This window comes from Ruminococcus bromii (genome assembly GCF_928721825.1).
GTDB lineage: Bacteria > Bacillota > Clostridia > Oscillospirales > Acutalibacteraceae > Ruminococcoides > Ruminococcoides bromii.
In genome coordinates, this window is record NZ_CAKMVP010000003.1 from 998,868 (window position 1) to 1,018,373 (window position 19,506).

The 19,506-nt window shown below is 40.6% G+C and carries 22 protein-coding genes, 1 pseudogene and 1 riboswitch; of the genes and pseudogenes, 9 read left to right on the top strand and 14 right to left on the bottom strand.

The window, feature by feature from the left end; genetic code table 11:
* Positions 1-11: 11 nt before the first annotated feature.
* A complete protein-coding gene (locus tag QDI94_RS05030) occupies positions 12-224 on the bottom strand; it encodes a FeoA family protein (RefSeq protein WP_117950276.1) in 213 nt (70 codons plus the stop codon).
* A 291-nt stretch (positions 225-515) separates the two neighbouring features.
* On the opposite strand from QDI94_RS05030, the gene QDI94_RS05035 reads away from it, so the two are divergent.
* Positions 516-887: a metal-dependent transcriptional regulator gene (locus tag QDI94_RS05035; protein ID WP_117881374.1), complete on the top strand. Its 372-nt coding sequence runs from the start codon at positions 516-518 to the stop codon at positions 885-887.
* A 206-nt stretch (positions 888-1,093) separates the two neighbouring features.
* Here QDI94_RS05035 and QDI94_RS05040 read toward each other — a convergent pair whose 3' ends face one another.
* The 3 genes from QDI94_RS05040 to QDI94_RS05050 form a co-directional block, all read right to left on the bottom strand.
* Positions 1,094-1,693, bottom strand: coding sequence for an alpha/beta hydrolase (locus QDI94_RS05040; protein ID WP_278867687.1), 600 nt, complete (start codon positions 1,691-1,693; stop codon positions 1,094-1,096).
* Positions 1,694-1,788: 95 nt separating this feature from the next.
* Positions 1,789-3,936: a Tex family protein gene (locus tag QDI94_RS05045; protein WP_278867690.1), complete on the bottom strand. Its 2,148-nt coding sequence runs from the start codon at positions 3,934-3,936 to the stop codon at positions 1,789-1,791.
* 118 nt (positions 3,937-4,054) lie between these two features.
* Positions 4,055-4,897: a formate/nitrite transporter family protein gene (locus QDI94_RS05050; RefSeq protein ID WP_021883410.1), complete on the bottom strand. Its 843-nt coding sequence runs from the start codon at positions 4,895-4,897 to the stop codon at positions 4,055-4,057.
* Between the two features lie 243 nt (positions 4,898-5,140).
* Positions 5,141-5,241: riboswitch (TPP riboswitch) on the top strand.
* Positions 5,242-5,328: 87 nt separating this feature from the next.
* Here QDI94_RS05050 and QDI94_RS05055 point away from each other — a divergent pair.
* From QDI94_RS05055 to QDI94_RS05070, 4 genes and pseudogenes are all read left to right on the top strand, one after another.
* Complete coding sequence (locus QDI94_RS05055) at positions 5,329-6,162, top strand: energy-coupled thiamine transporter ThiT (RefSeq protein ID WP_117966487.1); 834 nt, start codon at positions 5,329-5,331, stop codon at positions 6,160-6,162.
* A gap of 154 nt (positions 6,163-6,316) precedes the next feature.
* Complete coding sequence (locus QDI94_RS05060; protein ID WP_242956402.1) at positions 6,317-6,517, top strand: spore coat associated protein CotJA; 201 nt, start codon at positions 6,317-6,319, stop codon at positions 6,515-6,517.
* Positions 6,501-6,764, top strand: a complete 264-nt coding sequence (locus QDI94_RS05065) for a spore coat protein CotJB (protein WP_278418411.1) — start codon at positions 6,501-6,503, stop codon at positions 6,762-6,764. The genes QDI94_RS05060 and QDI94_RS05065 overlap by 17 nt, the downstream gene beginning before the upstream one ends.
* Positions 6,764-6,856, top strand: a pseudogene (locus QDI94_RS05070) (manganese catalase family protein); the annotation flags it as partial. The gene QDI94_RS05065 and the pseudogene QDI94_RS05070, both read left to right, overlap by 1 nt.
* A gap of 24 nt (positions 6,857-6,880) precedes the next feature.
* Here the strand turns inward: QDI94_RS05070 and QDI94_RS05075 are convergent.
* A complete protein-coding gene (locus QDI94_RS05075; RefSeq protein WP_021883414.1) occupies positions 6,881-7,768 on the bottom strand; it encodes a LysR family transcriptional regulator in 888 nt (295 codons plus the stop codon).
* Positions 7,769-7,946: 178 nt separating this feature from the next.
* On the opposite strand from QDI94_RS05075, the gene QDI94_RS05080 reads away from it, so the two are divergent.
* Complete coding sequence (locus QDI94_RS05080; protein WP_021883415.1) at positions 7,947-9,281, top strand: sodium-dependent transporter; 1,335 nt, start codon at positions 7,947-7,949, stop codon at positions 9,279-9,281.
* Positions 9,282-9,342: 61 nt separating this feature from the next.
* Here QDI94_RS05080 and QDI94_RS05085 read toward each other — a convergent pair whose 3' ends face one another.
* The 5 genes from QDI94_RS05085 to QDI94_RS05105 form a co-directional block, all read right to left on the bottom strand.
* Positions 9,343-9,819 (bottom strand): GNAT family N-acetyltransferase, encoded by a 477-nt coding sequence (locus QDI94_RS05085; RefSeq protein WP_278867698.1) that lies wholly within the window; start codon positions 9,817-9,819, stop codon positions 9,343-9,345.
* Between the two features lie 4 nt (positions 9,820-9,823).
* The gene (locus QDI94_RS05090; RefSeq protein ID WP_278867700.1) at positions 9,824-10,369 is read right to left on the bottom strand and encodes a GNAT family N-acetyltransferase; all 546 of its coding nucleotides are present in this window, start codon (positions 10,367-10,369) and stop codon (positions 9,824-9,826) included.
* Positions 10,370-10,395: 26 nt separating this feature from the next.
* The gene (locus QDI94_RS05095; protein WP_278867703.1) at positions 10,396-11,094 is read right to left on the bottom strand and encodes a transglutaminase-like domain-containing protein; all 699 of its coding nucleotides are present in this window, start codon (positions 11,092-11,094) and stop codon (positions 10,396-10,398) included.
* Positions 11,095-11,456: 362 nt separating this feature from the next.
* Entirely contained in the window at positions 11,457-12,386 is a 930-nt protein-coding gene (gene epsC / locus QDI94_RS05100; protein ID WP_015523570.1) for a serine O-acetyltransferase EpsC, read from the bottom strand.
* The gene (locus tag QDI94_RS05105; RefSeq protein ID WP_101028609.1) at positions 12,379-12,942 is read right to left on the bottom strand and encodes a Maf family protein; all 564 of its coding nucleotides are present in this window, start codon (positions 12,940-12,942) and stop codon (positions 12,379-12,381) included. Before QDI94_RS05105 ends, epsC begins: the two co-directional genes overlap by 8 nt.
* Positions 12,943-13,160: 218 nt before the next feature.
* Between QDI94_RS05105 and QDI94_RS05110 the strand changes: the two genes are divergently transcribed.
* On the top strand, positions 13,161-14,444 hold the full coding sequence (locus QDI94_RS05110) for a GTP-binding protein (protein WP_101028610.1): 1,284 nt from the start codon (positions 13,161-13,163) through the stop codon (positions 14,442-14,444).
* A 111-nt stretch (positions 14,445-14,555) separates the two neighbouring features.
* On the opposite strand, the gene QDI94_RS05115 is transcribed toward QDI94_RS05110, so the two are convergent.
* The 4 genes from QDI94_RS05115 to QDI94_RS05130 form a co-directional block, all read right to left on the bottom strand.
* The gene (locus QDI94_RS05115; RefSeq protein ID WP_278867708.1) at positions 14,556-14,945 is read right to left on the bottom strand and encodes a hypothetical protein; all 390 of its coding nucleotides are present in this window, start codon (positions 14,943-14,945) and stop codon (positions 14,556-14,558) included.
* Positions 14,946-15,116: 171 nt separating this feature from the next.
* Entirely contained in the window at positions 15,117-15,914 is a 798-nt protein-coding gene (locus QDI94_RS05120) for an amino acid ABC transporter ATP-binding protein (protein WP_021883420.1), read from the bottom strand.
* Between the two features lie 12 nt (positions 15,915-15,926).
* Positions 15,927-16,577: an amino acid ABC transporter permease gene (locus QDI94_RS05125; protein WP_021883421.1), complete on the bottom strand. Its 651-nt coding sequence runs from the start codon at positions 16,575-16,577 to the stop codon at positions 15,927-15,929.
* 142 nt (positions 16,578-16,719) lie between these two features.
* Positions 16,720-17,532, bottom strand: a complete 813-nt coding sequence (locus tag QDI94_RS05130; RefSeq protein WP_278867712.1) for a transporter substrate-binding domain-containing protein — start codon at positions 17,530-17,532, stop codon at positions 16,720-16,722.
* Between the two features lie 189 nt (positions 17,533-17,721).
* Between QDI94_RS05130 and QDI94_RS05135 the strand changes: the two genes are divergently transcribed.
* Both QDI94_RS05135 and QDI94_RS05140 read left to right on the top strand, forming a co-directional pair.
* On the top strand, positions 17,722-18,924 hold the full coding sequence (locus QDI94_RS05135) for a recombinase family protein (protein WP_278867715.1): 1,203 nt from the start codon (positions 17,722-17,724) through the stop codon (positions 18,922-18,924).
* Positions 18,917-19,483, top strand: a complete 567-nt coding sequence (locus QDI94_RS05140; protein ID WP_242958559.1) for a manganese catalase family protein — start codon at positions 18,917-18,919, stop codon at positions 19,481-19,483. The genes QDI94_RS05135 and QDI94_RS05140 overlap by 8 nt, the downstream gene beginning before the upstream one ends.
* Positions 19,484-19,506 lie beyond the last annotated feature (23 nt).

Sequence of the window (19,506 nt, forward strand, 5' to 3'; positions counted from 1 at the left end):
GTTACATAGAATCAAATCATAATTTTACGAGCCATTTCTTCGCTGATTGCAACCCGTGTTTCCTTTACGTTAACGATAACATTTCCGCCGAGTGACGAAATAATAGTAACCTCTCCGCCGGCAACAAAGCCGAGATTTTCAAGGTGCTTTTTAACCTCGGGAGAACCTCCGACTTTCTTAATAATATTGGTTTCACCTGTGTTAGCAAACATCAAAGGCATCATAAAATCAATCTCCTTTAAGTTAGCAGATACTAACAATATTCGTTAATCAAAGGTTAGCTCTCGCTAACCGATTATATGGTACTATAAAACTCGAAATATGTCAATAGGCTTGCGAAAAAAATTTATTTTATTTTGAATTTTGGCAAATTGAATATTTCACATCTGTAATTCGGATATCATTTTTGTTGATTTCGGTAAATCGTTTTTTCATAATTATTGAAAGCACAATTAATTTTATTGATTTTTTGTTCATATCATGATATGATTAGACAATGTAAAGGAGTGCAGACTATGCAATTAAAAGAATCAGGTGAAATGTACCTTGAAACAATATATGTTCTTTCAAAAAAGAGCAATTATATAAGATCAATTGATGTATGTGAAGAAATGGGATATTCAAAGCCAAGCGTAAGCCGTGCGGTCGGTCTTCTCAAAGAGGGCGGCTATCTTAAAGTCGGCGATGACGGCTCGCTTATTCTTACCGACCTCGGCAGGGAAATTGCAGAAAAAACATATGAAAGACACACCGTTCTTTCAAAGCTCTTTGTTAAGCTCGGAGTTAATCCCGAAACTGCCGCCGCAGATGCCTGCAAAATGGAACACATTATCAGCGACGAAACCTTTGCCGCATTGAAAAATCACCTTGAAAATCATATGCAGTAAAAGGCTGAATAATTACCGAATATTACACACAAAAGGCTGACGAGAAATCGTCAGCCTTTGTTTTTACTCAACTGCTTTCAATAAGGCGATACACTTTTTCGATTGATTCAACAATTCGACACGCTTAAATAAAACGCAAAAATAACAATAGTACAAATTATTGCAACCGCCTTTTTCATAAGCACACCTCGTCATTGTAAATAACATCAAATGAACTTTGTTAGCCAATTATCCAAGAATTTCACCTGTTCAGCTGTATGAAACCAATGTTCACCGCCGTTCATAACAGTAAGGTCAGCGTTTATCTTCTCTGCAAATTTATTGATTATCTCAAATGATGTAAGGTTATCATTTTCACCGTATAAAATTGAGGTGGGAACATTCCAAGAAATTTGGTTTTCACGAACATAGCAAAGATATTTCCAAGATAAAGTTTCACCAAATTCAGTAGAGATTGTTTTCTTATCACGAAGTTCATTCTCTGTTACATTCGCCCATTTCATCATATTGGTAATGAGGTTTTCCATATCTACAACAGGCGAAATAAACATAGCTTTGTCAATCTGTTTATCTGAAAAGGCATTCATAGAATAAAATGCACCTATGCTATTCGCAATCAGAACTATATAATCATAATTTTTGCAATAATTATCGAACAGATTTGTAAATTTCTGTTTTGCATCCCACGGTGTTTCTGATTTATAGTCAAAGCCTATAACATCATATTCAGGTAGCAAAGGTTTGTAATGCTCCGATTCTGTAGCATTACCACCCTTTCCGTGTACATATACAGCCAGTTTACGCATTTAAAAATCTCCTTTTACGGAACAATATCAACAGTTGCGGAATAATGCAAAGGTGATTTGCGGAACAATAGAACTGTCTTTTTGCTTTATTCGCATTAAAATTTCATTGTGAGAGAAATTCTGTTCTTTTCGGGATCAACTGAAAGAACCTTTACATTTACAACATCACCGACTTTGAGAACTTCGCTCGGGTGCTTGATGTACCTATCGCAAATCTGCGAAATGTGAACAAGTCCGTCCTGATGCACACCGATATCGACAAATGCGCCGAAGTCGATTACATTTCTGACCGTTCCTTTAAGCTCCATTCCCTCTTTCAAATCCTTGATGTCGAGAATATCACTTCTAAGCATTGGTGCTGGCAGTTCATCACGGGGATCTCTGCCCGGTTTGGAAAGTTCCTTTACAATATCGTCAAGAGTCGGAAGTCCGATTCCGAGAACATCGGCAAGTGACTTTGTTCCCTTTGCCTTTACTCTCTGCTGAATATCGGAGAAGTTGCCTGATTTTATTTCTTTGTCAGAATATTCAAGAAGTCCTAAAAGTTCTTTTGCACTCTTGTAGCTTTCGGGGTGAACGCCTGTGTTATCAAGCGGATTTCTGCTTTCGGGAACACGCAAAAATCCTGCACACTGCTCAAACGCTTTAGGTCCGAGTTTCGGAACTTTCTTGAGTTCTGCTCTTGATGAGAACGCACCGTTTTCTTCACGGTAAGCAACAATATTCTTGCACACGGTTGCGTTAAGTCCCGACACTCTCGACAAAAGTGCAGGCGATGCCGTATTAAGATCTGCACCAACCGAGTTTACGCAATCCTCTACAACACCGTCAAGTGTTTCACCGAGTTTTTTCTGCGGCATATCGTGCTGATACTGACCGACACCGATTGCCTTAGGCTCAATCTTAACAAGCTCTGCAAGAGGATCCTGAAGTCGTCTTGCAATTGACACGGCACTTCTGAGTGTGAGATCAAGGTCGGGAAGTTCTGTTGCGGCAAGCTTTGATGCCGAATAAACCGACGCACCTGCCTCGCTAACTACCATATAATAAACGGGGTGGTCAGCCTCTTTGATTGTTTCGGCTGTGAACATCTCGGTTTCCTTGCTTGCAGTACCGTTGCCGATTGAAATAATATCAACATGATGCTTTTTGATGAGGCGGAGCAAGGTCTGCTTTGACTCCTGAATTTTTTTGTCTGAATGTGTAGGATAAATTACGGTTGTATCAAGCGCCTTGCCTGTGCTGTCAACAACGGCAGTCTTACAGCCTGTGCGATATCCCGGATCAAGTGCAAGCACGGTTTTGCCCTTTACAGGCGGCTGCATAAGCAGCTGCTTGAGGTTTACGGCAAAAACCTTCATAGCATTTTCAGAGGCGGTATCTGTAAGGTCGTTTCTGACCTCACGCTCAATTGAGGGATAAATAAGTCGCTGATAAGCGTCTGTGCAAGCCTCACGGATAATGTCTGAACAAAGCTGATTTTTGTCTGTAATCATTGCTCTGAAAATTGAATTAAGCGGTTTTTCGCTGTCGGTTTCAACGCTGACTTTGAGAAATCCCTCTTTTTCACCACGATTCACGGCAAGCACTCTGTGACCTGCAATCTTTTTAACAGGCTCTTTGTAGTCATAATAATTTTTGTAAACGCTGTCCTTTTCTTCATCTGTTGCAACAGACACAAGCACACCGTTTGCGTTTGTAAGATTTCTTATTCTCTTACGGATTTCCGCATTATCCGACACAAGTTCAGCAATGATATCCATTGCACCCTGAATTGCATCTTCAACGGAGGTAACTCCCTTTTCTTCGTCAATATAATCAACTGCCGACTTTGACGGATCAAAACCTTTTTCCTGCTTTAAAATATCGTTAGCAAGCGGTTCAAGTCCCTTTTCCTTTGCAATTGACGCCCTTGTCTTTCTCTTTGGACGGTACGGACGGTAAATATCCTCAAGTTCGCTTAGTGTGGCAGCCTTGTCAAGTGCAAGGTTGATTTCATCCGTGAGTTTTTCCTGTGCGTCAATGAGTGAACGGATTTCATCTCTGCGCTTGTCAAGCCCTCTTAGATATTCAAGCTTTTCGGCAAATTCACGAATCAACTGGTCATCCATTGAACCGTGCATTTCCTTTCTGTATCGTGCAATAAAAGGAATAGTGTTGCCGTCATCAAGCAATGTGATGATGTTCTTTGCATACTCCTCTTTAATATTAAACTGCTGTGAAAGAATCTGTGAATAATCCATTATATCCTCCGTTTTTGTTTTGTAAGGCTTATTATAACATACTTTTAAATAATTTGCACTAAAAAGAAAACGAGCAGTCAAAACGACTGCTCTCTTGAATTATTTATGTTTATGTATTTTAAGCACTTTTCTTTTTGCGAATATAGGCAAAATAGAGCGGAAGTCCCACAAAGACCATACCGCCGATTATGTTGCCGATTGTAACGAACAGCAGAGATTCACAGCCCGAAAGATTTGCAAGATTCTGACATTGCTGTGCCGTAATACCGTAAAGCTCCTGAGCTTTTGCAACATATTCGGGATTCATTGCCGCCATAACACCTGTCGGAATATAGAACATATTTGCAACGCAGTGTTCAAATCCGCAAACTACAAATGCACAAATCGGGAAAAATACACCGAAAATCTTGCCGATTGCATCTGTTGCGCCTGTTGCCATAACAATTGCAAGGCATACGAGAATGTTGCAAAGTATGCCGCTGATAATTGCTGTTGCAGGATTGATTGTTGTTTTGGCAAGTGCAACCTTGATTGTAAAAGCGCCGAGTCCGCCGTTTGAATAATTGAGCTGTCCCGAAAAAAATATCAGCAAATCAATAATCATTGCACCGACAAAGTTTGAAATATAAACAACTACAAGATTTCTTAACATTGAAGCGACTTTAATTTTCTTTTCAAGTGTCGGAATAATCATAAGGCAGTTGCCTGTAAAAAGTTCACTGCCTGTGAACACAACGAGCATAAGTCCTACAGGGAAGATTACGCCTGCAACCACTCTTGCAAGCCCCACATCGGCAACTCCGTGCATTGCAACATCACTTGCCGCACCGCCGAATGCGATAAATGCGCCTGCCATAAGTCCGAGCAAAATCATTTTCGGCAGAGAAAGCATTGATTTTGTTACACCTGATTTTGACACCAGCGACGCAATTTCAGCCGGTGAATTAAATCTGCTGTCCATTAAAAAACCTTCTTCAATTAGTTTGTCAATTATTGCAAAATGTACTGCCATTCGGCAATAAACCGCAAAATCACAGATTACATATTAGCACAAAAGCGAAGCATTTGTCAATTAATATGCGATTATCTGTAACATTGCACACAAAATGATTTACAAATTGCAAAATACAGTTTATAATAATCCTGTGAGTGTTCTCCGCCGTTTAAACGGGTGAGTACATTCTTAAGTTAAGGTGAGAATAATCACATACAAAACGGGAGCTGTTATCGGCTGAGAGGAAATTCGATTTCGACCGTAAACCTGATTTGGATAATGCCAACGAAGGGACATATCAAGCTTGAAGTGTACGCACTTGGAGTATGTCTTTTTGGCATACTCCTTTTTTGTTGTGTTTTTTCTCCGAGAGAATTTTATTTTAAGGAGTAGTTTTAATGAAAACGAACGGTAAGAAAAATGCACTTGTTATGTGCGAATGTGCAATTATGATTGCACTTGCGGCAGTTTTAAGCTTTGTAAAAATTCTTGAACTTCCCTACGGCGGCAGTGTTACCGCATTCAGCATTGTTCCGATTGTAATTATCTCATATCGTCACGGTGTAAAATGGGGATTGCTTTCGGGATTTGTATTCAGCATTATTCAGCTTATTCAAACTGCGTCAACCCTCTCATACGCAACATCATTTTTGGCAGCTGTAACAATCATTTTCTTGGACTATATATTCGCATTCACGGTTATCGGCCTTGCAGGCTTTCTCAGAAACAAGGTCAGCAATCCGTCTGCCGCTGCCGTAACAGGCACGGTAGGAGTTTGTGCTTTGAGATATATCTGTCATGTAATTTCAGGCTGTACCGTATGGGCAGGTGTTTCAATCCCCTCAACCGACGGACTTCTCTATTCACTCAGCTACAACGCTACATATATGATTCCCGAAACAATAATCAATGCGGCGGCTGTATTCTGGCTTTTCGGCTGTCTTAACTTCAGAAGTGAAAAAATCAGCGTTGCAAAGAAAATTGAAAAGAACCTTACAGAAACCGTTTCGGCATCAATTTCAATTCTTTCACTTATGGTTGCCGTAATTATTGACGCTGTTGCAGTTTTTGCGTCACTTCAGAACCCCGACAGCGGTGTGCTTGATTTTTCACTCATTTCAAACACAAACTTTACTCTTGTAGGCATCGTTTCGGCAATCGGAATTGTGCTTTGCGTAGTTTTTGCAATCATTGCAAAGGTTACTTCAAATTCTGCCAAAAAGGTTAATTAACATTTAATCGGATATTCACGGTAAAACATCTCTAACAGGGCTGACGGCATTGCTGTCGGCTCTGTTTTTTTATTATGTAAACACAAGTTTGAAACGGGCATATTATGAGAATGAACAGCAATGTTCATAAGTTTGAACAAAAAGGAGAATTAAATTGGATATTAAAGAAATTATTTCTCAGCAGTACGGAATACCGAGTCTGCCAAAGAGAACAAGCGAGGCTATGGCATATGTTCCCTTTCAGCAGTTCGACTCCCCAACCTACAGCCCGTTGCAGGGACTTGAGTCGGGTACAATGTTCCCCGTTCTCAACAAACCATTCTACGGAAAGAAATGCGGTGAGGGACTTGACTGAAAGAGAAATTCTTTTAAAGAAAATTTCAACCTACGAATTTGCCGCTCTTGACCTTCAGATTTATCTTGACACTCATCCGCACGATACGGCAATGATACAAAAAATGAACGGTTTCAAAGAAAAATTGAAACCGCTTGTTGAAGAATATGAAGAAAAATTCGGTCCTTTGAAAAAGAGTATGACAAGCACCAATATGTGGTGCTGGATAAAGGGACCGTGGCCGTGGGAAAACGAGGAGGATTGCTGATGTTTGTCTATGAAAAAAAGTTACAGTACCCCGTCAATATTAAAAAGCCGAACGCAAAGCTTGCCAAGATTATCATAACGCAATACGGCGGTGCGTAGGGCAAAATGTGATACTTTTTATTTTCGTATAACATCCCGATAAAAATCAATAAACGCATTAAGCGCAGGAGATTTCCACTTGTTTTTGTGGATAAGCAACTGCGTCCACACCGAAACATCACAATCGTTGACGGGAAGATGTTTTATCTCTCCCGAATTGTAGTAATCCTCCGTGATGAAATCAGGCAAGAACGAGATCATTTTGCTGTTTTTGATTAGAGAACAAATTTGTAGAGGGTTTCCTATTTCCAAAACGGGGTGAATTTCAAGCGATTGTGCGGCAAGTTCATTGTTGAGCAATTTTCTGTAGCTCATATTACTTTCGGTCAGTACAAAATCCTCGGTGCATAATTCTTTTAGCGAAATATTTTCTTTATTCAAAAGTGGATTGTCAACTGATGCAAAGAAGTGAACCTTTTCCTCATGCTCTGCACAAATTATAAATTCCGAATCATAAATGTGGCTGTCAAGCGTAAAAATCAAATCAACCTCATTTTTGCGTAACATATCAAACATCTGCTCTGTACCGCTTTCGACAACGACAAGGTGAATATTAGGAAAATGCTTTCTGAACTCAAGAAAATCATCTTTAAAAAATCGGTTGCAGACAGAACTTGACATTGCAAGGCGAATGTTGCCCTCGATTGTTTCGGGGGTACGCAAATCTTCAAGCATCTTTTCGTGAGATTCAAGAATTTCTCTTGCGTGTTGCAGAACCGTTATGCCGTCGGAAGTCAGGCTGATTCTGTGGTAAAAGCGGTCAAAAAGCACCGTGTTAAGCTCGCTTTCCAACTGTTTTATCTGTGATGAAACGGTTGACTGGGTATAGCCGAGCTTTTCCGCTGCAGCAGAAAATCCCGAATATTCGCACACAGCTACAAAGGTTTTAAGCACATTGGTATCCATAACTAAATCCTCTTTTATACGAACGATATCTTCGCTATTATAGCACAGTTTTATCAATTTTACAAATGGTATTTTATTTGCTATACTACTCTTTGTATTGCAAAATAAACAAAGGAGCAGTATTTATGACGAAAAAATATTGTGTAGATAAAATAAATTCGGCAGGAGGACTTGTGTTGTGAATCGTGAAAAATTAGGAAGCCGACTCGGCTTTATAATGCTTTCGGCAGGCTGTGCAATCGGTTGCGGAAATGTGTGGAAGTTTCCGTGGATGTGCGGACAATACGGTGGCGGAAGTTTTATGCTTGTGTACATCATCTGTCTTATTGTTTTGGGAATTCCGTGTTTGATAATGGAATTTTCGGTGGGCAGAGCGGCACAGACAAGTCCGATTAAAATGTACCGCAAACTTGAAAAGCCAAAGCAAAAATGGGGCGGTTTCGGTTGGGCATGCCTTGTGGGCAACCTTGCAATTATGGCTTTTTACACAGTTGTTTGCGGTTGGATAATTTACTACTTCATAAATTTTCTGACGGGTAACAACCGTGACCTCGGATTTACCACAATGATTGCAAATCCGTCAGTCAATGTTATTTTTATGATGATAACGGTTGTTATCGCCTTTGTTATACTCTCGTTCAACATTCAGGGCGGACTTGAGAGGATAACAAAATATATGATGATTGCTTTGCTTGCACTTATGATTGTGCTTGCAATCCACAGTCTGTTTTTGAGCGGTTCGGGTGAGGGTATGACATTTTACCTCAAACCCGACTTTTCAAAAATCAACGGTGATGTTGTTGTGGGTGCGATGAATCAGGCATTTTTCTCGCTGTCAACAGGTATGGGCGGTATGGCTATTTTCGGAAGTTATATCGGCAAAGACCATTCACTTATGGGCGAGGCAATCAATGTTATCTCTCTTGACACACTCGTAGCTCTGCTTGCAGGCATAATCATCTTCCCTGCCTGCTTTACTTACAACCTTGAAGTTAATTCAGGTCCGAACCTTTTGTTTGACACAATGGCAACCGTGTTCAACAATATGCCCGGCGGAAGAATATGGGGTTCGCTCTTCTTCCTGTTTATGGTGTTTGCGGCAATGTCAACCGTTTTGGGTGTTTGCGAAAATATTCTTGCAATGATTCGTGATTTGACAGGCTGGTCAAGAATAAAAGGCAGTCTTATTTGCGGAATTGTAGTGTTTGTGCTTGCACTCACAACGGCTCTCGGATTCAGCGTTCTTCATTTTCAGCCGTTTGCAGAGGGTACAACATGGCTTGATTTTTGGGACTTCATTGTTTCCACAAATGTTCTTCCTCTCGGTTCTCTTGTGCTTGCTCTGTTCTGTTGCAACAAGTTCGGCTGGGGTTGGGATAACTTCATTAAAGAAGCCAACATGGGCATCGGTATGAAAGTGCGTTCGTGGATGAAACCGATTTTCAAATATGTAGTTCCTACAGCTATCGCATTTATCTATGTTTACGGACTCGTCACCTTTAAATGGCAATAAATAAAATTTGATACACAAAATAAAATCCGTATGGAGCAATCTTCATACGGATTTTTTCGGTTTAAATATTCATTTCCTTGTATTCTCTGTAGGTTTTGAATCCTACGGAATCGTAAAACTTCATTGCACCCTCGTTAAATTCCCACACATCAAGTTTCAGCCTGTCAAAGCCTCTGTTCTTAGCCTCTTGTTTGCAGAAGCTTATTAGCTTAGTTGCAACACCCATTCTGCGGAAGTTTTCATCAACTCCGAATTCAGCAATCTGATAGAATTTTCTCTGCAAACCGTACGGAGATTTTTCCTTGACTATGTATTCAACGGTTGCAAATCCGCAGATTGTGTCACCGTTCACGGCAACGATAACATCGGAATATTCGCCGTCAAAAACTTTGTATACTATGTTTTTCATCTCATCGCAGAAATCATCTCGGAATATATCAGGTCTGCCGTTTGAATGAACCCTGTTGACCTGATAACGAATTTCATTCACACGCTCAAGTTCCGATTTCTTAGCGTACCGTACTGTGAAGTCGGGCATATTGTCACTTCCTTTTGTTGTGGTTTATATAATCTGATTTTGTGATTTCAAGCTCGATTATTTTACTCTCTTCGCCGTTTACGGTTTCGGTTTCGTAGCAGTCGGAAGCAATTTCATTGAAACCGATTGATTTGTAGCATTTGTACGCAGGGATATTGTTTTCAAATACGCCGATTGTGACCTTTTCCACACCCGAAATTTCAAAGGCATATTTGAGTCCGAGTTCAAGCATTTGCTTGCCGTAACCCTTTCCCCTTTGCGTATCATCAACAATTACCCAGCCGAAACGAAGTATCTTGTTGTTGCCGTTTATGTATCGCATTATAAAATGTCCGACAACACCGCTGTCGTCAAATGCGGTCATAGGGTAAAAATTGTCATCTTCAACGCAATCGCCGTTATTAAGTTTATATTTATCATCAATAATTTTTGCATTAATCGGGTACGAACCAAAGCTTTCTCCGCCCCATTTTACAAAAGTTTCCTCATTTTTAATCCAGTCGGCTATGTGTTTTGAATCACAGCTTTTGTACGGTCTTAGTCTTAACATTTTAGTTCACCTTTTTCAATTTTCAATTAAAAATTTCTAATTTTTCTGACATTGCGGTTCATTAAATGTCTGCCGAGATTTTTATATAAAAAAGCCTTTACTGGTGACATTTGCTGATGATGTTCTTTGAGCAAATCGTCGGGAGAATCATAAACACCGAAATCTTGATTAATACCCTCGCTTTGAATATAGGTGTTATTTCGGTCAAAATCTATGACAGGATTTTTGAAATCTTTAACGGCAACACCGTAACCGCAAAATGCACCTGAGCAACTGCTGTTAATTTTCTGCAAATTGTTCAGATACTTTTTATCGAGAATAAACGCTTCGAGTTCGTACCACTTATCTTCAAAATACACTTCAACCCAACTGTGAAACACATTTTGCGGAGCATTTTTATAGACAATTCCCGTCATTGCACCCTTTTGAAGTTTTTTGTCAATCGTAAATCCGTGTACCCGACAAGGAATGTTGCAGGCTCTGAGCAAAGCCATAAGCAAAGTACCCTTTGTGTTGCATTGTCCAAAACCGTCTTTCAAAACTTTTGAGGCAGGAATGTTATCGTCAATGTTGTAGCCGAACAGTATTTCATCTCGCACAAAATTATAAATTGATTTCAGCCTGTCAAATTCCTGCAGTTCAAGCCATTTTCTGTTTTCAATTAACTGCTGTATGTTAGGATTTGAATAATCCAACATTTTCGTTTCTTTAAGATATTTGTTCATAATTAGTTTAAAGTAAGGTTATGTTTTTCTGTTAAAGTATCTTTTAAAAGTTCGGTTATTTCTATGTATATTTATTCGCATCGTGTTTACACACGATACGATTGACGAACACGGTTCGTCGCTACATTTGGATACACAATTTTAATCAAATCAAAAAATATGTGTTTAAACAAAAACATTCATCAAGGCGGGCGTCCAATGAACGCCCATACAGGTTTTGTTCTTTAATAGAATTTTGTTTATATCAATTAATTTGCAAGGTAAATCAATACGAATACGGTCGGGAATGTGAAGTTTGTTCTATGCAAAACTTTTTTCCCGACCAAAATTTTCAATTTTCCATTTTCCATTAAAGCGTAAGCTTAAATCATCCAATACCAATACTTGTCCTGATTGTTTTCCGAAAGGTCGGGGCTGAACTGGAGTTCGGGGTTTTTGATGCTTACTTTCATACCCTCAGTAATTGAGTTCACGATAAAGGCGTTACCGCCGATTGTTGCGCCCTTGCCGATTACGGTTTCACCGCCGAGGATAGTTGTACCCGAATAGATTGTAACATTATCACGGATAGTAGGATGTCTTTTAACACCTTTAAGCTGCTGACCTTTTCTTGTTGACAACGCGCCGAGGGTTACACCCTGATAGATTTTTACATTCTCTCCTATCTCGGTAGTTTCGCCGATTACGATGCCTGTGCCGTGGTCGATGAAGAAATATTTGCCGATTGTCGCACCCGGGTGAATATCAATTCCCGTAAGTCCGTGTGCGTACTCCGAAAGCACTCTCGGAATCATCGGGATTTTAAGTTTCCACAATTCATGTGCCACTCTGTAAACCGTGATTGCAAAAAATCCGGGATAGCAAAGAATGATTTCATCCGTACTGTATGCGGCAGGATCGCCGTTAAAGGCCGCAACAACATCTGTTGCAAGGTAATCACGGATAGACGGAATCTTTGAGAGAAACTCATAAACCAGCTTTTCTGACTTTTCCATAACCTCGTCATACGAAAGGTCGTTGCACTTTTCGCAGCCCTTTAAAGCCTTTGCAATCTGCTTTTTAAGATTGTACTGAATAAATTCTATTCTGTCGCCTACAATATAGCCGATGTATTCTTCTCTTACTCTGTTCTTGTCAAAGTAGCCCGGAAACAACAGCTTGCGGATTTCTTCAAGCACCTGAATAAGCACAGATTTGTTGATAATGTTATCCTCCGAAAGTCTGCAAGTCTGTTCATGCTTTGAATAGCTTTCGAGAATTTCATTGACTGTTTTATTTATATTATCATTCATATGAATACTCCTTTTTCAAAATCCTGTTCAATTCACTTACAGGAAGTCCTACAACATTAAAATAATCGCCGTCAATCTTCTTTACAAGCAAAGAACCTTTGCCCTGTATTCCGTATGCACCTGCCTTGTCAAAAGGCTCGCCCGTTGCAATGTACTCCTCAATTTCCGAATCGGAAAGTTCAAAAAATTCAACAAGCGTTACATTGGAAAATGATTTTGCAACACCGTTTTTGACGGTACAACAACCCGTGATAACCTTGTGCTGTCTGCCCGAAAGCAGTTTTAACATATTCTCGGCATCTTCCCTGTTCTTAGGTTTGCCGAGCATTTTACCGTCAACAAAAACTCCTGTGTCACAGCCGATTACAATATCTTTTTCATAGCCGTTTTTTGAAATATACAATGCCTTTTTGACAGCAAGATATTCGGGACGCTTTTCAAGCGGAACATTGTTCTCAACCGTTTCGTCAATGTCTGCTGGAACAATTTTAAAGTCGGTTGTTATAAAACTTAAAAGCTCTTTTCTTCGTGGTGAAGCAGATGCAAGTACAATCATAATCTATCTCCGTAAAATTACTTTTGACTATTGTAACATAAAACCAAAATAAATAAAAGGTGATTATACAAAAAACACAAAATGTACAGCAATAATCAGCTATTCGGATTGACCGCACTCCGCACTTTGTATTGACAATAATTTTGCAAAGTGTTATATTTAAGGACAGCGGTAATCCGCATAAAATAAGCACAATCCAACGAAAGGAAATGAAATATATGGCTAACATTAAGCTTCCTGTTCCCGTAACGCTTCTTACAGGTTATCTCGGTGCAGGCAAAACTACTCTTATCAACCATGTCCTCGGCAATCAGGAGGGCTACAAGTGTGCCGTTATCGTAAACGATATCGGTGAAGTAAACATTGACGCAGAGCTTATTCAAAAGGCAGGCGTTGTTACTCAGAAAGATACAAACCTTGTTCCGCTTACAAACGGCTGTATCTGCTGTACTTTGAGCGTTGACCTTATCAACCAGATTACAGACCTTGTAAAGTCAGGCAAGTTTGACTACATTCTCATTGAGGCGAGCGGTATTTGCGAACCACTTCCGATTGCACAGTCAATCTCGGTTCTTGAGGGCGATAAGGAAAACAATATACCGGAGCTTGTCCGTCTTGACAACATTGTTACAGTTGTTGACGCACTCCGTATGGCAACGGAATTTGGCTGCGGTGACGATCTCCTCAAGGAAGATGTTGACGAAGAGGATGTTGAAAGCCTTCTTATTCAGCAGATTGAGTTCTGTTCAACAATCATCCTCAACAAGGTTGACAAGGTAACAGAGGAACAGCTCAAGAGAGTTAAGGCTATGATTAAGACACTTCAGCCAAAGGCACGAATTATTGAATCACAGTTCGGCAAGGTTGAAGTTAAGGATATTCTCGATACAAAGTGCTTTAATTTTGAAGAAACAGCCGCATCCGCAGGTTGGGCTCAGATTTATGATAAGGATGAAGATGACGAGGATACAGACCGTCACGGTCATCATCACCACCATCACCACCACGATGAAGACCATGACGAACATGAGCATCACGATCATGACAATGATGAGGACGGTCTTGACCACTCTCATTGCGACCACGAACACGGCCATTGCTGTCACCACGACCACGATCATGAGGACGGTGAAGAAGAGTACGGCATCGGTTCATTTGTTTACCACCGCATTCGTCCTTTCAATCAGGACAAGCTCCAGCAGTTTGTTGAGAACTGGCCAAAGAGCGTAGTCCGTGCAAAGGGTGTTCTCTGGTTTGATGACAAGAGAGAAGATGTTTATGTATTCGAGCAGGCAGGCGTTCAGATTACTGCTACGGAACAGGGCAAGTGGCTTGCCGCATTCCCAAAGAAACAGCAGAAGCTCTATCTTGCAGAGTATCCGGATATGGCTGAAAAGTGGGACGAAAAATACGGCGACAGAGAAATCAAGCTTGTATTCATCGGTCAGCATATGGACAGGCACGCAATTGTTGATGCGCTTGACGAGTGTCTTTCAGACTGATAAAATCTTATAAAAATTGAGGGCAACGGAATTCCGCTGCCCTTCTTTTTTGTTTATACAAAAACGGCAGTCCGATTTGGACTGCCGAAATTTTTGCACCGTTAAGTTTTATTACTTTGATGACTCTGTTGTTGATGTCTCAGGCTTGAAGTTAGCGTCAAATGTGAAAACGAGCTTTGTGCCATCTTTTTCCATTGTAATAACACCGTCTTTGAGTGTGTATGGAATGCTATCGCCGTCTGCTGTAAAGTTCTTGTCATCGTATGTGAGCTCCTGCTCCTGACCGGCTGCAGAAAGCTTAGCCTTGCCGTCTTCTTTAAGAAGAATGTAGCCTTTGTCCATACCGACAGCGGCAAGAGTACTGCTGTCAAAGCTCATACCGCTTGCTTCTGCACTTGTAAGCTTGTAATAGCCGAGTGTTGAATTACCGCAAGCTGTAAGTGAAAGCACCATAAGAAGTGCCATAACAGCCGCAACGCTGATTGTGAAAATTCTTTTCATTTGTTTTTCCTCCGTTTTTCCTATCGGAATTTCTCATTTTTTCAGGCTTTGTGCCTTTGTCAGTGAATGACACGATTATTATAGCACAATGGCATAAACTTTTCAAGGTTATTTGTAAAAATATGTAAAAAAGCACCCTTTCGAGTGCTTTCCCCACCTAATATTCAGTTATCAGTTGAACCTTGACAAAAATGCCTGGGTTCTTGGATTTTGCGGATTGTTGATTACCTGTTCGGGAGTGCCCTCTTCGGCGATTACACCGTCAGCCATAAAAATGATCTTGTCGGCAACATCTCTTGCAAACTCAATTTCGTGAGTTACAACAATCATTGTGCTGTCGGAGGTTTTAAGACTGCGGATAACATTAAGCACCTCACCCGTGAGTTCGGGATCAAGTGCGGAGGTAGGCTCGTCGAAGCAGAGCACATCGGGATTGAGTGCAAGCGCTCTTGCAATTGCAACACGCTGTTGCTGACCGCCGCTGAGGTTACAAGGATATGACTCGCTCTTTTCGGAAAGGCCTACCCTTTCAAGCAAAGACTTTGCATTGCTCTTGATAATTTCATGAGCCTCTTTATAGCTTTTTGCGCCCATATATTCGCCTGTCTGCTTTATCTGCTCTTTTGCGGCAAGCTTTGGAGCAAGCATAATATTCTCGATAACCGTATATTGCGGAAACAGGTTAAATGACTGGAACACAAGTCCGAAGTGAAGCCGTCTTTTTCTGATTTCGCTGTCGCTCTTTGCAGAGCTGTCATTGCTGTCAAAAAGCACCTTGTCATTGACGGAAATCTTGCCGTTGCCCGGAGTTTCAAGAAAATTAAGACACCTTAACAGCGTAGTCTTGCCCGAACCCGATGAGCCGATAATCGCAAGCACCTCGCCCTTTTTAAGAGAAAAGCTGATATCTTTCAAAACCTCTGTTTTGCCGTAGCTTTTACGGATGTTTTCAACATTTAACAAAGACATAACCTTTCCCCCTTAACCCTTGTAGTAATCAAGCTTTTTCTCGATAAATGAGAAAAGCAAGGTAAGAATTCCGCAGAATGCGAGGAAGAATACTGCCGAATAGAAAAGCGGCCAGATGAGTCCCTGCATTGAGAAGTCCTTTGCTCTCATAAGAATTTCCGGAATTGCGATAACGCTTGAAAGCGAAGTATCCTTTACAAGAGTGATAATTTCGTTGCCCATGGGTGCAGTAATTTTCTTTACAACCTGCAAAAGCACAACCTTAAAGAAAATCTGACCCTTTGTCATGCCAAGCACCTGACCTGCCTCGTACTGTCCCTTTGGAACAGACTCGATACCGCCACGGAAGATTTCAGAAAAATATGCGGCATAATTGATTATAAATGCGATAAGTGCGGCATTCATTCGTGCAAATGTCACACTGCCGTTTGACACAAGCGGCGGAACATAGAACACTACGAAAAGCTGGAGCATCAGCGGAGTACCTCTGATTATCCACACAAATGTTTTTGTCAGCCATTTTAACGGCTTGAATTTTGACATTGAACCCATTGAGATAATAAGTCCGAGCGGAATTGCCGCAAGCAGGGTTACAATGAAAATTATACAGTTTTCGCCGAATCCCTCAAGCAACTGACCGCTTACATTAAAAAATTGATCCATTTTATATACCACTCTATCCAAGTATTTTCAGTTTTGAATATATCAAAAGGCTTACAAATTTGAACCTGTAAATTTATAATCAATAAAAAGCACAACGGGCGAACATAGTCCGCCCTGTATGTACAAGCTTATTTTAATTAAATTATTTCTTTTTTACAAGAAGAAGATCCTTAAGGCTGTACTTCTCAGCAATCTTATCAAGTGTGCCGTCATCGGCAACTGCCTGAATAGCATCGTTAAGCTTTTTGAGTGTTTCGGGGCTGTCCTTACGAAGTGCAATACCGTACTGCTCAGGTGAAAAGTCCTTGCCGTCAACAACCTTGAGGTCAGCGTAGTCAGAACCGCTCTTAAGTGTACCGATTGACATTACATAGTCGATAACCGCAACATCTGCTGTGCCTGACTTAACCTCGAGAAGAGCCTTAGCCTGTGCGTCAACTGAAACATACTTTGCACTTGAAAAGAACTCGTCTGTCTGAGCAACAGTTTCACCTGCTGACTTCTTCTCTGCAACTACTGTCTTATCCTTGAGGTCATCTGCTGACTTGATTTTGTCTGCAACATCAGATTTTGCAACCATAACCTGCTTGTTTTCCATATAAGGAGTTGAAATATCCATTGTTGACTTTCTGTCGTCATCAATTGTAAGACCGTTCCAGATGCAGTCGATTGTCTTTGAGTTAAGCTCAACCTCTTTTGAATCCCAGTCAATTTTCTGGAACTTTGGAGTAACGCCCATTTTCTCGCAAACTGCCTCTGCAAACTCAGTTTCAAAACCTGTAAGCTTGCCGTCTGCATCAAGGTAGTTCATCGGCTCAAAATATGTAACACCGATAACAAGCTCTCCCTTGTTTGAGATATAATCCCAGTCCGTTGCAGAAGAACCGCAACCTACAAAAATTGACGCTGACATTGCACCTGCAAGAAGTACAGAAAGTAACTTTTTCTTTTTCATAATTATTCCTCCGTAATCTGATATACTCTCTACCTATGTTCTGCAAATCACCTTGCAAAACAACCTCTGTATATTATACATTAGTGCGTTAGCAAAGTAAAGTGTTTTCGAGAAATTTGCCGAAGAATTTTCTTCCAATCGCAGGCATATTATTGCATAAAAGAATTATTACTGCAAGAGGTGGCTAATTTGTCTGATTATTACAACCAAAATCACTATGCGGCGGCATACATAAGGGTGTCAACCGAAAATCAAACTGAGCTTTCACCGTCAAGTCAGCTGAAAATCATCAGAAAATTTGCAGATGAAAAAGGCTATCTGATTGATGAAAAGTTTATTTTTCGTGACAACGGAATTTCGGGAAGATATGCCGACAAGCGACCTGAATTTAACCGAATGATAAGCCTTGCAAAGCAAAAGCCTCCCATGTTTTCATCCGTACTTGTCTGGAAATTTTCACGATTCGCCCGCAATCAGGAGGAAAGCATTTTCTATAAATCGCTGTTGAGAAAAAACGGTATTGAAGTCATCAGCGTGTCCGAACCCGTTGATGACGGTCCTTTCGGAAAGCTGATTGAACGCATTATCGAATGGTCGGACGAATACTATTCGATTCGGCTTTCGGGTGAGGTAAGGCGAGGAATGACCGAAAAAGCCGAGCGTGGCGGCATCGTCAGCATTGCACCCTTTGGCTATAAAGTGACAGACGGAAGGCTTGTGGTTGACGCTGAAAAAGCCCGAATTGTCAGTAAAATTTTTGCCGATTTTTTGAATAATAAAGATATAAATATGATTTGTGACAACTTAAATTCGTCAAAAATCAGAACCGCCAAGGGCAACCGCTGGGATTGCCGTGCCGTTGAATATATTCTGCAAAATCCCGTTTATATCGGCAAAATCAGGTGGAATCCAATCTGCAAAACGGGCAGAGATTTCTATAACGAAAATTTGATAATTTCAAACGGCACTCACGAACCGATTGTTGATGAGAATATTTTTGAGCAGGCAAGGCAAATATTATTCTTGCAAAGAATAATAGGCAAAGAACATTCCCATAAACAAACTGAAATCAGACACCTTATTCAAAATCTTGTCAAGTGTTCAAACTGCAATTCAACCCTCGTTCTGATTAAAAATAATTTTCTCCAATGCTCCGCCTACATTCACGGCAACTGCCATTCATCGCACAGCATAAGAATTGAAAAGATTGAAAAAGTTGTAATTAAAGCAATCAATATTCTCATAAAGAACAATTTAATTAATGATGCTTTCTCGATTAAAGAAAATTATCCCTTAAAAACGCAAAACGACTTACTATCCATAATTACAAAAAGAATAATATTTGACCGCAAAGCCTCCCACCTCAACATATTTCTCAGTCAAAATAAGTAACATTCTGCCATACGGCGGTCCGGATGGTGAGTTGGGTGCGTCATTACGATATCTGAGTCAACGATTTGCAATGCCCCTGCCAGAACTCAAGGGCACTCTCACCGACATAGGCACAGAGGAACTTAACCATCTTGAAATGATCGGTGCAATAGTATATCAGCTGACGAAAGACCTCACCGAGGATGAAATCAAGGAACAGGGATTCGGTGACTATTTTGTTGACCACACAACCGGAATTTTCCCACAGGCGGCAGCAGGTTTTCCCTATACAGCTGCATCAATGCAGGTTAAAGGCGATCCGATAACCGACCTGCACGAAAGTATGGCGGCTGAGCAAAAAGCACGCACAACCTACGATAACATTCTCAGATTCTGCGATGACTACGATGTAAAAGATCCGATTCGCTTTCTGCGTGCCCGTGAGGTCGTTCACTACCAACGCTTCGGCGAAAACCTCCGCCTCTTGACCGATAAACTCAACGAAAAGAACTTCTACGCCTTCAACCCCTCATTCGATAAAAAATGCTTTAAAAATGAATTGAAAAAGAAGAAAAAGTAAAAAATATGCACAAGTCCAAGTAT